The following is a 12,660-nucleotide window of genomic DNA, read 5'->3' on the forward strand; positions in this document are numbered from 1 at the left end:
CCGCGGCCCAGCCCGCGGGCGCGGCGGGCGCGGTGACGACGAGCTTGCTGCGCGCCCCCGACGTCAGCTCACCGACCGTGCCGACGGCGACCATCCGGCCGCCGCGGATGATCCCGACCCGGTCGCACAGCCGCTCGACGAGGTCGAGCTGGTGGCTGGAGAACACCACCGGCACCCCCGCGGCGGCCTTTTCGCGCAGGACGCCGCTCATCACGTCGACGGCGAGCGGGTCGAGGCCGGAGAACGGCTCGTCGAGCACCAGCACCGCGGGGTCGTGCACCAGCGCGGCGGCCAGCTGGACGCGCTGCTGGTTGCCGAGGCTGAGCTTCTGCACCTCGTCCTTGCGGCGCTCGGCCAGGCCGAGCCGGGTGATCCAGGTTTCGGCGTTGCGGTGGGCTTCGTTGGCGCTGAGCCCGTGCAGCTCGGCCAGGTAGACGAGCTGGTCGAGCACCTTCATCTTCGGGTACAGCCCGCGTTCTTCGGGCATGTAGCCGATGTGGGTGCGCGTCTCGTGCGTGACCGGCTTGCCGTCGAAGCGCACTTCGCCACCGTCGGCGGCCAGCACGCCCAGCGCGATCCGCATGGTGGTGGTCTTGCCGGCGCCGTTGCTGCCGACGAAGCCGAACAGCTCGCCGGCCCGGACGTCGAACGAGACGCCGTCCAGCGCGACCTTGGCGCCGTAGCGCTTGGAGATCCGGTCGATCTCCAGGTTCCCCTCAGGCATTTCCCATCCCCTCTTCGAAATCCTCGGGGTCGTCGTCCGGCAGCGACCAGCCCAGCACGATGGCCGGGATGGTGGTGCCGGTGACCAGCAGCGCGGACAGCATCATCGCGCCGGCTTCCGCGGTGCCGGCGACGAACAGGCCGTAGAGCATGGCGATCAGCATCAGGTAGCTGAGCGCCTGGTAGCCGATGTAGGTGACGCGGTGGCGCCATTCGCGCTCGCGTTCGTCCAGCAGGCGCGAGAAGCTGCCGCTCATCCGGCCGGTGAGGATGCGCAGCGTGATGAACGCGAACCCGCCGAGGAACAGCCCGCTCAGCCAGAAGGCCGGGAAGACCCAGATCGGTTGTGCTTTGAACTGGGTGGCCCCGGTGACCAGGGCGAGGTCGGCGAGCACGAGGAGGACGACGAGCGTCCGGCGGTGCTTCCGGGTGCGCCAGCCCGGCAGCCTCCGGGCCCGTTTCCGTTCGGCTTCCTCCATCTTGTCGAGCTGGCGTTCCCAGTAGGCCGCGAGGCGGCCCGGCTGCTCGGTCATGCTCCCCCCTCGCGGTACACCTGGGTGGAAAGAGGCGTGAACGGCTCGCGGCTGAAGACCGCCTCGACGGGCAGGTCGAACACCGCGCAGATCCGGAACGCCAGGTCCAGGCTCGGATAGTGGTCGCCGCGTTCGAGCGCGCCGATGGTCTGTGGGTTGACTTCGACGGCGCTCGCGAGCGCGGCTCGGGTCATCCCGCGCTCGGCCCGGAGCACGGGAAGCCGGTTGTAGATCGGCAGCTCTTTGCCGCGTCTGACCGGACTCATAGAACGTACTGTTGCAAAAACCCAACAGCTCGTCAACTCAAGAGAACATCAAGTCCGGTTGACGCAGGGTCAGAGAAGACCGGCCAGCGACTTGTCGACAAGTTCCGCCACCCGCGCCCACGCGGCCTCGGCGTCCGACGGGATCAACGCCAGCCGCGTCCGGCGTTCCAGGACGTCTGCCACGTCCAGCGCTCCCTCGTTCCGGACCGCCCACACCACCTCGGCCGCCGTGATCTCCGTCCCCGGTGCCACCGGGGTCGCGAACTCCGCGTCCAGCTCGCCCAGCGCCGCGACCCGGGGCGCCTCCGTGCCGTACCGGGCCACCAGCCGCGGCGCGGCGTCCACAAGGGACAGCTCCGGTCGCGGAGCCGCGCCCAGCAGAGGCAACCGGGCCGTCCGGCACGGCACGGCGGGAAGCCCCGCCAGGCGGACAGCCGCGTCGACCGCGTCCTCGGCCATCCGGCGGTACGTCGTCAGCTTGCCGCCCACCACCGTCAGCAGTCCGTCGGAACCGGCCAGGACCGCGTGCTTGCGGGACAGGTCCGCCGACCGGCCGCCCGTTCCCTCGACCAGCGGCCGCAACCCCGCGTACGACCCGGCGACGTCGGCGCGCGTGAGCGGCCGCGACAGAACCGACGAAGCCAGCGACAGCAGGAAGTCCACATCGGCCTCCGGAACCACCGGCACGGGCGGGATCGGGCCCGAAACGGGCTCGTCCGTCAGTCCCAGGTAGACCCGCCCGTCCGGCTGGGGGAGCAGGAACACGAACCGGTTCGTCTCCCCGGGCACGCCGATGTTCACCGACGTCGTCCCCATCGGCACCGTGCCCGGCGCCAGTACCAGGTGCGAACCGAGCGACGGCCGCAACCGCACCGCGCCCGTCAGTGTTCCCGCCCACACCCCCGTCGCGTTGATCACCTGCCGCGCGTGGATGTCCACTGTGGAGCCGGAAAGGCCGTCGCGTGCCTGGACCCGGTCCGCCGAAACCGAAACAGCCGAAAGCCGGGTGAGGATCCGGGCGCCGAACGACGCCGCCGTCCGGGCGAGGGTGACCACCAGGCGCGCGTCGTCGACCAAAGCTCCGTCGTAAGCCAGGAGGGCGCCGCGCAGGCCGTGCGCGGAAAGACCGGGCGCGAGGGACAAGGCGAGCGCGGCGGGGATCGAGCGCGGCCGGGGCAGCACCGAAGAAGGCGTGCGAGCCGCCCGGCGGAGAGCGTCGCCCGCGCGCAAGCCCGCCGCGACCAGGGCCTGCTGGGCGCGGGACGTGCTGGGGTACAACGGGAACAGCTGCGGCATCGCCCGCGTCAGGTGCGGTGCCGTGCGCGTCATCAGGATTCCGCGCTCCACCGCGCTTTCGTGCGCCAAGCCGAGCTCGCCGTGCGCCAGGTACCGCAGGCCGCCGTGGACCAGCTTCGACGACCAGCGGGACGTCCCGAACGCCAGGTCGTGCGCCTCCACGAGCGCCACCGACAGGCCCCGCGAAGCCGCGTCCAGGGCGATGCCCGCACCGGTGACGCCGCCGCCGACCACGACGATGTCCACGCGCTCGCCCGACGCCAGCTCCGCGAGCTCGCGTTCGCGGCGCCGCGCGTTGAGCGAGCCGGACGTCATGGCCGCAAGGCCGCGTCGAGCACGTGGGTGAACTCCGCCATCAGCGCCGCCTCGTCGACGTCGACGGTGGCCGGGCGCAGCGAGAACGCGAACGACTGCACCACCAGCAGCACCGACCGCGACTGCACCGCGACCGGCGCGCGCCGGATCGAGCCGTCCTGGTGGCCGGCCTCCAGGAGCCCGTGCAGCGCCTGCTCGGCGAACTTCTGCGTCGCGCCGAGCCGCTCCACGATGTACGGGAGCACCAGTTCCGGGTCGACGTCGAGCAGGGTGCGGAACAGCGGGTCGGTCGCCAGCGCGCGGACGCCGGCCGCCGCGATGAGCACGAGGCGGTCGCGGCTGGTCGCCGCGTCGGCGCCGCCTTCGCTCGCCGTGCGCAGCAACCCGCTGAACTCGCGGGTCATCAGCGCCGCGAGCACGCTGCGGACGTCGGGGAAGCGGCGGTAGACCGTCATCCGGCTGACGCGGGCGGTGCGGGCGATTTCGGCGAGTGTGGTGCGGCGCACACCGACGGCCAGCACGCACGAGCGCGCGGCGTCGAGCAGCACGTCATCGGCCACTCGCGTCGCCGTTTGGCGGTTGCGGGTGTCCGCGAGCGCGGAGGAACCCGCCGTCTGCGTGGTGTGACGTTTTACGTCCATATGTCACACTGTAGTCGTGAACGCTCTCATTGACCACCGCCTCCGCCGGTCCTGGACCGCGGAAGCCGCCGGCGCCGCCCCGCTGCCCGCGCGTGCGGCCAGGTGGCTCGACCAGCGTATCGGCCCCGTGGTCCCGGGTGCCGCCCCAACCGGCGACTTGCCGGTAAAAATACCGTCAACGAAACTGGCGGAACCTGCCGCGGAAGCGCTCGCCAAGGTGGTCGGCGCGGAAAACGTGCAGGTCGACGCCCCGGCGCGGCTCGCGCGGGCGACCGGGCTGTCCTACCTCGACCTCTTGCGGCGCCGTTCGCCCTCGGCGGACTTCCCGGTGCCCGACGCCGTCGTGCTGCCCGCCGATCCGGACGAGGTCCAGGCGGTCCTCGACGTCTGCGTGCAGCACGACATCGGCGTCGTGCCCTTCGGCGGCGGGACGTCGGTGGTCGGCGGCGTCTCGGCGCTGCGCGGGGAGAAGACGTCGGTGATCGCGCTCGACCTCGTCCGCCTCGACGCGCTGGTGTCGGTGGACGCCGAGTCGCGCATCGCCGTCCTGCAGGCCGGCGTCCGCGGCCCGGAGGCCGAGCGGCTGCTCGCCGGGCACGGCCTGACGCTCGGGCACGTCCCGCAGTCGTTCGAGCGCGCCACGATCGGCGGCTTCGCGGCGACGCGCTCGGCGGGGCAGGCATCGTCGGGTTACGGGCGCTTCGAGGACATGGTGACCGGCGTGCGGCTGGCCACCCCGCGCGGCGCGTGGAAGCTCGGCGTCGCGCCGGCGTCCGCGGCCGGGCCGGACCTGCGCCAGCTGGCGATCGGCAGCGAGGGGACGCTCGGCGTGATCACCGAGGTCGCGCTGCGGGTGCGGCCGGCGCCGCCGGTCCGGCGCTACGAGGGTTACGCGCTGCCCGGCTGGGCGGCCGGGGCCGAAGCGGTGCGGGACCTCGCGCAGCACCACGCGCTCGCCGACGTCACCCGGCTGTCCGATGTGGACGAGACCGAGGTGTCGCTCGCGCTGAACGCGGGGGTGAAGACGGCGGCGCTGCGCCGCTACCTCGCCGCGCGGGGCGTGCGACGGCCGTGTTTCCTGATCGTGGGCTGGGAAGGCACCGCGCACGACGTCGCGCTGCGCCGCCGGGAGACGGCCCGGAGGCTGAAGGCTTCCGGTGCCGTGCGCGTCGGCAAGGCGCTCGGCGAGTCGTGGCGGCACGGCCGGTTCGCCGGACCCCGGCAGCGGGACACGTTGCTGGACATGGGCGTCTGCGTGGAGACGCTCGAAACGGCGGCCTACTGGTCCAATGTGGACGAGTTGCGCGACGACGTCCGCGCGGCGCTGACGGCCTCGCTGGGCCGGTCGATCGTCATGTGCCACATTTCGCACGCGTACGAAACCGGCGCGTCGCTGTACTTCACGGTGCTGACGGCCCGCGACGAAGCCGACCCGGTCGGCCAGTGGCAGCGCGCGAAGGCGGCGGCCTGCGAGGCGATCGCCGGGCTGGGCACGATCTCGCACCACCACGCCGTCGGCGTCGACCACGCGCCCTACCTGAGCGCGGAAATCGGTTCGCTGGGCGTCGAAGTGCTGCGCGCGGCCAAGTCCACTGTGGATCCGACCGGGATCCTCAACCCCGGAAAGCTGGTGTGACGACTTCGCAGGGCACGCCGTGGCCGTCGGCCGCGACGCCCTCGAGCGCGGCCGCCTCGGTCTGCGAGACGTCGGCGGTGCGCACCGGCGCGCCGCCGACCAGCAGCGGGTAGCGGATCGGCGCGGCGCCGACGTACGTGTGGACCTCGGTCAGGCGGGTGCCGTCCTCGAGGGTGATGTCGGGGTCGGTGAGCCGGGCCAGGTGGTAGCGGGTGCCGCGGCCTTCGCAGCGGTCCAGGACCGCGAGCTGGTCCGGCGTCACGAACCAGATGGCGTGCTCCTCGACGCCGGGCAGCGCGGTGAGCGTGGCCGGGCGCTGGTCGTCGACCACGCGGAAACCGGCCGCCCACACCGCGGCGAGCCCGGCGCAGCGCGCGTGTGCCACGACGACCGGGCCTTCGAGGCCGAGCCGCCCGCGCAGCCAGGTGATCTTCGACGGGTTGGCGTTCGAACCGTAGGCCAGCACGGCCATCCGGTCGCGCCAGCCCGCGGGGGCGGATGCCAGGGGGTGCCCGACGCCGTCGACGTGCACGAACGAGTGACCCGGCCGGGCGCCCGGGTAGGGCTCGGCCGGGTACTCGTCGTCGGTGAAGAGGGTCAGAAGGTCACCACGCTGCGCAGGACGTCACCGTGGTGCATCCGCTCGAAGGCCTGCTCGACGCCGTCGACGCCGATCCGCTCGGTGACGAACTTGTCGAGCGGCAGCCGGCCCTGCAGGTAGAGGTCGACGAGCATCGGGAAGTCCCGGCTGGGCAGGCAGTCGCCGTACCACGAGGACTTGAGTGAGCCGCCGCGCGAGAAGAAGTCGATCAGCGGCAGGTCGTTCAGCCGCATTTCCGGGGTCGGCACGCCGACCAGCACGACCGTGCCGGCCAGGTCGCGCCCGTAGAACGCCTGCCGCCAGGTCTCGGGCCGCCCGACGGCGTCGATGACGACGTCGGGGCCGAAGCTGTTAGTGGCGTCCTGCATGGCTTCGACGACGGCCTCTTCGGAGAGGCCCTTGCTGTTGATGGTGTGCGTCGCGCCGAAGTCCTCGGCCCACGCGAGCTTCCGGTCGTCCATGTCGATGGCGACGATCGTGGTGGCCCCGGCGAGCTTGGCGCCGGCGATGGCGGCGTCCCCGACACCACCGCACCCGATGACGGCGACCGAGTCCCCGCGCGTGACGGCGCCGGTGTTGATGGCGGCACCGAGCCCGGCCATGACACCGCACCCGAGCAGCCCGGCGACGGCGGGTTCGGCTGCCCTGTCCACCTTCGTGCACTGTCCGCTGTGGACAAGGGTCTTCTCGAGGAAGGCCCCGACGCCGAGCGCGGGCGACAGCTTGGTGCCGTCGCCGAGCGTCATGGGCTGGGTGGCGTTGAAGGTGGAGAAGCAGTACCACGGCTTGCCGCGCTTGCAGGCCCGGCAGGTGCCGCAGACGGCGCGCCAGTTGAGGATGACGTAGTCGCCGGGCTCGAGATCGGTGACGCCCGCGCCGACGGCCTCGACGACCCCGGCGGCCTCGTGACCGAGCAGGAACGGGAACTCGTCGTTGATGCCGCCCTCGCGGTAGTGCAGGTCGGTGTGGCAGACCCCGCAGGCTTGGACGTTCACGACGGCTTCGCCGGGACCGGGATCGGGCACGAGGACGGTCTCCAGCGAGACGGGCTCGCCCTTCGCCCGCGAAACGACCCCCTGGACCTCGTACGGCATTCGAACCACCTTCCGGCTGCACTGCTGGTCGACCGCAGCTAATCACGGATCATGCGGAGATGGCGACATCCGCATGAGTGAGGTTTTGCGCAACATGTTGCGTGTTACGCAACTGCAGCGCGCCAGGTGGCGATGGTGGCGAGGTCTTGGCCGGTGAGGCCGGTGCGTGCCTCGACGGTGTGCAGCAAGGCCGGGCCGGGGTGGTGGCGCTGCCGCCGCCGAGCCCGCCGGGGGCGGTCGATGCCGCGGGGTGGCCGCAGCTGCGGCGCGGACGATCGGCACGGCTGAGGCCGGCGCGTGGCTCGCCCCCTCGCGGAACTGGCTCGGCATGTGCCTTCGACCTCGAACGGCTCGGCGGGTCGCTCGGGGCAGGGCCAGTGCAGGCCCGTGGCTCGGAGCGGTCCGGTCCGGTCCGGTGCGTGGCGCGGTCCGGTCCGTGGCTCGGTGCATGGCAGGCGCGGTCCTTCGGTCACCCGGGACTGGCTCGGCGCGTGCCTCCACCCTCGCGGAACCGGCTCGGCGCATGCCCCACCCTCGCGGAACCGACCCAGCGCGTCGCAGGCGCGGGCCTCCGGCCCCGGTTTCCAGCTTACCGAGCACCACCGACAGTTCCCGGCGGCTCCGGCAGGGCCATCGACGCCAGCTTCACCGGGTCCGCCACCGCGGCGATGGTCGTGATCCGGCCTTCCGCCACCGTGAACGCCACCACCGACAGCGGCGTTCCGTCCGCTCGCCACGCCACCACCCCCGGCAAGCCGCCCACCAGGACCGTGCGGCCACCCGCCGCCGCGCCGAAGCGGGCTCCGGTGGCCACGTTCGTTGCTCCCAGGACCACCACCACGCCGTCCGGGGTGTCCACCGTCAGGCGGACCTCCGGGTCCAGAACCCGCAGCAGCTGCTCGAAGTCGCCGTCGCGGGCTGCTGTCAGGAATGCCTGGACCACCTCCCTCTGCGAAGATCCCGTCGGTGGCGGAGGCGTCCGGACCTTGCGACGGGCTCGGCTCGCCAGCATCTTGGCCGCCGCCGTCGACTTGCCCAGGATGCGGCCGATCTCCTCGAACGGGACCGCGAACAGGTCGTGCAGCACGAACGCCAGCCGCTCGCTCGGGCCGAGGGACTCCAGGACCACCAGCAGCGCCAAGCCCACCGAGTCGGCGAGCTCCGCGTCCTCGTCCGGGGAGGGGCCGTCGTCGGGCGTCACGACGATCTCTTCGTACGGCGCCTCGGGGCGCGATCGGCGCGAGCGCAGCACGTCCAGGCTGATCCGGCCGACCACCGTCGTCAGCCAGCCTTCGAGGTTCTCGATCGTGGCCGCGTCCTGGCGGGACAGGCGCAGCCAGGCCTCCTGGACCACGTCTTCCGCGTCGGCGTGGGAGCCGAGGATGCGGTGGGCCACCGCGCGCAGCCGGTCTCGCTGCGCTTCGAACGTCGAAGCCACCCTGTCGGACATGGTCGTTACCTTCCTCGCTGCTGCTCCGTCGTGGACATGACGGGCCCGGAGGGGCACAGGTAACCGATGGAGGAACCGATGGAACCACGGCTGAAGACGCAGAGCGATCCCGAAGTGACCGGCGCGGTCCAGCAGCTGTTCAAGGTGGTGCACGCCGCCGGGGTCGATCCGCTGCTGCTCGAGCTGGTCCACCTGCGGGCCAGCCAGATCAACGGCTGCGCCCCCTGCACCTACGCGGGTGTCCGGGCGGCGAAGCGGCAGGGGGAGACCGACGACCGGCTGCACAGCGTCGTCACCTGGCGCGAGACGCCGTTCTTCACCGAGCCGGAACGGGCCGCGCTCGCGCTGACCGAAGCCGCCACGCGGATCCAGGACGGCCAGCCCGGCGTGACCGACGAGATCTGGGCGGCCGCCGCCGCGCACTTCGACGAGACGCAGCTGTCCGCGATCGTCACGCACATCGCGCTCACCGGCTTCTTCAACCGGATCAACCGCGCGATCCGGGAGCAGGCCGGCAAGGCCTGGTGAGCCCGGCGGGGCGCCGGAACGGCGCCCCGCCAGGGGTCAGGCCGGCGTGATGATGTACGCGATGCCGCCCGGGCCGCCCGCCACGGTGCCGTCCGCGCGGTACCGCTTCGTCCGCTGCCAGATCTTCTCGAACTGGTCGCGCTTGTAGACGTTGCGCACCTTGTCGTTGCTACTCGACGCCGGGTCGTTCGCGATCACGTCGCCGTCCTTCGTGAAGCCGACGACGACCATGATGTGCCCCGCCGTGCCGTAGCCGGCGCCGTCGAGCTCCGACGACAGGAACGACTGCGACGTGATCACCGGGATGCCCCGCGCGATGTAGTTCTCCAGCTCGTTCAGCGAGTGCAGCCGCGTGATGTGGCCGCGCAGCCCGCGCGACGCCGCGTACGCCGTGTTGAACGGCCAGTTGCCGGTGCCGTCGTAGGCGTGGTCGTAGGTGTAGCGCGCCGCGAAGGCCACCTGCGGGTCGACGTAACCCGCCGGGATCCACGCCATCTCCTCGGCGGACGGCTTCTTGCCCCAGTACTCGGCCACCATCTCGGTCGACGTCGGGCTGCACCAGGCCTCGCCGCCCCCGCCGTACTCCGGGAACTGTCCCTTGTGGAGGTTCTGCGCGTACGCGGGCACCTTCAGCTCGATCCCGGTGGCGCGCCCGGGCTTCGTCGGCTGGACCTCGAAGCGGTCCGGGACGGCCGAAGTCATCGCCCCCAGCAGGCTCACCGACGGCGTCGCGCGCGACCCGGCTTCGCGGTAGAGGCTGATCCGCAGGTGGTAGGACTTCAGCGTCACGCCGGTCTTCATGACCAGCGTGTCGACGTCGACCATGGCGTTCGCGTCGTCCTGGCCGTCGACGCTGGTGCGCAGGATGTCGGCGTCGCCGCTGGCCCACCGGCCCAGCACGTACCAGGCGGTTTCGGCACCCGCCGACGTCCGGCCCCGCGCCTCGACCTGTAGCCAGGTCTTCGCGGGCGTCTTCGCGTTCCAGGACGCGACCAGCTGCGTCGCGCCGAAGCCCGGCCGGTACTCCGGCGACGTCCACTGGCCGTACTCGTAGGTTCTGGTCGTGCCGAGCTCCGGCTCGGTGTGCTCGACCGTGCCGGCCGGGTGCGTGATGCGCAGGCCGTCACGGGTGAGCGCGACCCCGGCGAAGCCGCCTTCGTGGAAGCGGCCGCCGGTCCACTCGTGGTAGTCGATCGCCTCGTCGTCGCGCGGCCGGACCGGCGCGGCCTCGGCGACTTGCGTGGTTACCGCAGACAACACAACCACTGACAATAAGGTGAACAACTTGCGTGCGCGCATCGCGGCTCCCTGATAGACCCACCCAGTAGCCAGGGATTTTCGCCGGTCCGGCCCGCCCTGTAAACAGGTACCTACAGGACGGCCTGCGTCTGTGTCACTTTCGCGACCAGCTTGCCGTCGTCGTCGTGGATTTCGGTTTCCACCACGACGAACTTGCGGCCCGCGTGCAGTGGTCTGGACGACGCAACGGCGTAGCCCGAACGCACCGCGCGCAGGAAGTTCGTCTTCGACTCGACGGTCGTCGTGCCCTGGCCGCCCTCGGGCAGGTTGAGGAACGCGCACACGGCGCCGGTCGAGTCGGCCAGCGCCATGAGCGCGCCCCCGTGCAGCGCGCCGCCGAGCGTGCAGAGGCTCTCGTCCCACTTCAGCCGGCTGCGGACGAGCTCGCGCCCGTGCTCCAGCACCTCCACGCCGAGGCGCTCGGAAAACGGCATGGAGCGGTGGAAGAGCTGCGTGCCCTCGAAATCGGTCATGCTCCGCAGCTTGCCCGAAGATCGGCGGCCGGGCGATTACCTCCGGCGTAATCTCAGCTGAGCGGGTTGACCAGCAGCAGTTCGGTGTTGTGGTCCTCGGCCGCGCCGACCCGGCCGAGGTCGGTGTGGATGTCGTTGTAGGACAGCTCGCGGTACAGCGACGCAAGCGCTTGCGGCGTCCGGGCGTCGTAGTCCACGGCGTACGGCGCTTCCGCCTCGATCAGCGTCGTGAACAGCGACAACGTGCCGTCGGTGTTGTCCGCGACCTCGACGATCCGCGCGTGCTGCGGGAAGTCGACGTGCGACGCCGTGTTGATCTCCCAGAAGCCCTGCTGCGGCGTGTTCCCGGCGTGCGGCGTGATCTTGTTGAGGTGCGTGTGGCCGTTGACCCAGGCCAGCACGTTCGGGAACCGCTTGAGCAGCGCGACGAAGGCGTTGCCGTCCAGCCGCGGGTCGAGCGGGTGGCGCGAGTCCGGCAGCAGGTTGCCCATCGAACCGCTGGTGTGGTGGCTGAACAGGAGGAACAGCTCGTCGGTGACGGAGTGGGTGACCTTGCGGCCGAAGAAGTCGTAGTACGTCGAGCTGTTGCGCTTGAGCGTCGACTCGACCCAGGAGTACTGCGCGAGGCCGATCGAGCCGTCCGCGAACCCGGCGTCGGTGGTCGTGTCGAGGCTGATCCCGGTGATCCCCGGCGCGATCCGGAAGGTGTAGTAGACGTTCTGGCCGTCGGCGTTGGCGCTGGTGAAGCCGTGCCCGGCCGGGCCGGGACCGGTGTTGGCGCCGTCGAGGTGGGCGCGGACGAACTCGCCGGTGCTGAACGGGCGGCGCCGCGCGTCCGGCGTGACCTCGCGGATGGTGCCGCTGCCGCCGAACAGCTCGGCGACCGGGACGCCGGAGCCCTTCTTGATGGCGTCGGCGAGCTTCTTGGCGGTGGTCTCGTCCTTGCCGATCACCTTGTACCTGCCGGTGTACCAGGCGTCGATCCCGGGGATCTGCGCCGGCAGCGAGCCGACGATGCTGTCGTCGTGGTTGCCGAAGGTGCAGAACCACGGGACGTCCAGGCCGGGCGCGGTGAAGGCCTGCATGCCCGCTTCGAGCAGGCCGGGCAGCTGCGGGAAGCCCTTCGCCGAGTACTTGTCGCCCACGCCGGGGATCGAGGGGTTCCAGTACTCGTCGTTGCCCGAGCTCTGGACGCCTTCGTACGCGTTGGCGTCGCCGGAGTTCGGGGTGACGGTGCCGCCGTTGAGGACCTTGAGGAACCAGTCGAGCTCGATCAGCTCGTGGTTGTCGGTGTTGTCGCCGGTGGTGACCATCAGGTCGAACGGCCGTCCGGTGAACGGGCCCTGCCGCACGCTGTTGACGCGCTCGACCAGCGCGCTGGTGGCGACGGTGCCGAGCGCCTCCTGCGGCCGGTGCGCGGAGCCGATGAAGGGGTGCAGGTACTCGAACCGCGCGGGGCTTTCGGCGTCGGTGATGTGCAGGTCGGTGAACTGGACGAAGGCGGACAGCGCCCGGCGCCGGTCGTCGCGCCCGCTCTTCGCGGTGGCGAGATCGCTCCGGACGACCAGCGGCCACCCGGGGCCCGCGGAGAGGCGCGAGTAGGTGCTGGTGCCGCCGCCCGCCGCGACCTGCTCGAGCGTGGTGCCGGCGGTGGTGACCGAGCGGGTGCTCGTGAGCCGCAGGGCGCGGTCGAGGGCGTTCGCGGTGGGCGTGCAGAGCAGGAGCCCGACACCGGCGGCGCCCGCGGTGGTGAAGGTGCGCCGGGTGAGTTCGGCCATGAGTTCGCTCCCCAGTCTTCTCGGTTG

The 12,660-nt window shown here is 71.7% G+C and carries 13 protein-coding genes; 2 read left to right on the forward strand and 11 right to left on the reverse strand.

What is annotated here, in order from left to right; genetic code table 11:
• From CCN39_RS07035 to CCN39_RS07055, 5 genes are all read right to left on the reverse strand, one after another.
• Positions 1 to 724 (reverse strand): ABC transporter ATP-binding protein (locus tag CCN39_RS07035; protein ID WP_086839536.1); only part of this gene is annotated, 724 nt, incomplete at its 3' end.
• Positions 717 to 1,256: a DUF6498-containing protein gene (locus CCN39_RS07040; protein ID WP_086839538.1), complete on the reverse strand. Its 540-nt coding sequence runs from the start codon at positions 1,254 to 1,256 to the stop codon at positions 717 to 719. The genes CCN39_RS07040 and CCN39_RS07035, both read right to left, overlap by 8 nt.
• On the reverse strand, positions 1,253 to 1,522 hold the full coding sequence (locus CCN39_RS07045; protein ID WP_043776467.1) for a helix-turn-helix transcriptional regulator: 270 nt from the start codon (positions 1,520 to 1,522) through the stop codon (positions 1,253 to 1,255). Before CCN39_RS07045 ends, CCN39_RS07040 begins: the two co-directional genes overlap by 4 nt.
• Positions 1,523 to 1,591: 69 nt before the next feature.
• Positions 1,592 to 3,133 (reverse strand): glycerol-3-phosphate dehydrogenase/oxidase, encoded by a 1,542-nt coding sequence (locus tag CCN39_RS07050; protein ID WP_086839540.1) that lies wholly within the window; start codon positions 3,131 to 3,133, stop codon positions 1,592 to 1,594.
• Entirely contained in the window at positions 3,130 to 3,693 is a 564-nt protein-coding gene (locus CCN39_RS07055; protein WP_086839542.1) for a TetR/AcrR family transcriptional regulator, read from the reverse strand. The genes CCN39_RS07050 and CCN39_RS07055 overlap by 4 nt, the downstream gene beginning before the upstream one ends.
• Positions 3,694 to 3,790: 97 nt before the next feature.
• Between CCN39_RS07055 and CCN39_RS07060 the strand changes: the two genes are divergently transcribed.
• A complete protein-coding gene (locus tag CCN39_RS07060) occupies positions 3,791 to 5,410 on the forward strand; it encodes an FAD-binding oxidoreductase (RefSeq protein WP_434781090.1) in 1,620 nt (539 codons plus the stop codon).
• Here the strand turns inward: CCN39_RS07060 and CCN39_RS07065 are convergent.
• From CCN39_RS07065 to CCN39_RS07075, 3 genes are all read right to left on the reverse strand, one after another.
• Positions 5,388 to 5,942 (reverse strand): gamma-glutamylcyclotransferase family protein, encoded by a 555-nt coding sequence (locus CCN39_RS07065; RefSeq protein WP_086839546.1) that lies wholly within the window; start codon positions 5,940 to 5,942, stop codon positions 5,388 to 5,390. The genes CCN39_RS07060 and CCN39_RS07065 overlap by 23 nt on opposite strands.
• 65 nt (positions 5,943 to 6,007) lie before the next feature.
• The gene (locus CCN39_RS07070; RefSeq protein ID WP_086839548.1) at positions 6,008 to 7,105 is read right to left on the reverse strand and encodes an S-(hydroxymethyl)mycothiol dehydrogenase; all 1,098 of its coding nucleotides are present in this window, start codon (positions 7,103 to 7,105) and stop codon (positions 6,008 to 6,010) included.
• 589 nt (positions 7,106 to 7,694) lie between these two features.
• Positions 7,695 to 8,555, reverse strand: a complete 861-nt coding sequence (locus tag CCN39_RS07075; RefSeq protein WP_086839550.1) for a sigma-70 family RNA polymerase sigma factor — start codon at positions 8,553 to 8,555, stop codon at positions 7,695 to 7,697.
• A gap of 78 nt (positions 8,556 to 8,633) precedes the next feature.
• Here CCN39_RS07075 and CCN39_RS07080 point away from each other — a divergent pair, with 78 nt between their 5' ends.
• A complete protein-coding gene (locus tag CCN39_RS07080; protein ID WP_086839620.1) occupies positions 8,634 to 9,083 on the forward strand; it encodes a carboxymuconolactone decarboxylase family protein in 450 nt (149 codons plus the stop codon).
• 36 nt (positions 9,084 to 9,119) lie between these two features.
• On the opposite strand, the gene CCN39_RS07085 is transcribed toward CCN39_RS07080, so the two are convergent.
• The 3 genes from CCN39_RS07085 to CCN39_RS07095 form a co-directional block, all read right to left on the reverse strand.
• Positions 9,120 to 10,382, reverse strand: coding sequence for a C39 family peptidase (locus CCN39_RS07085; protein ID WP_208630164.1), 1,263 nt, complete (start codon positions 10,380 to 10,382; stop codon positions 9,120 to 9,122).
• A gap of 71 nt (positions 10,383 to 10,453) precedes the next feature.
• On the reverse strand, positions 10,454 to 10,855 hold the full coding sequence (locus CCN39_RS07090; RefSeq protein WP_086839554.1) for a PaaI family thioesterase: 402 nt from the start codon (positions 10,853 to 10,855) through the stop codon (positions 10,454 to 10,456).
• Positions 10,856 to 10,908: 53 nt separating this feature from the next.
• A complete protein-coding gene (locus CCN39_RS07095) occupies positions 10,909 to 12,633 on the reverse strand; it encodes a TIGR03767 family metallophosphoesterase (protein WP_086839556.1) in 1,725 nt (574 codons plus the stop codon).
• Positions 12,634 to 12,660 lie beyond the last annotated feature (27 nt).

This window comes from Amycolatopsis kentuckyensis, assembly GCF_002155975.1.
In the GTDB taxonomy this organism is placed as follows: Bacteria; Actinomycetota; Actinomycetes; order Mycobacteriales; family Pseudonocardiaceae; genus Amycolatopsis; species Amycolatopsis kentuckyensis.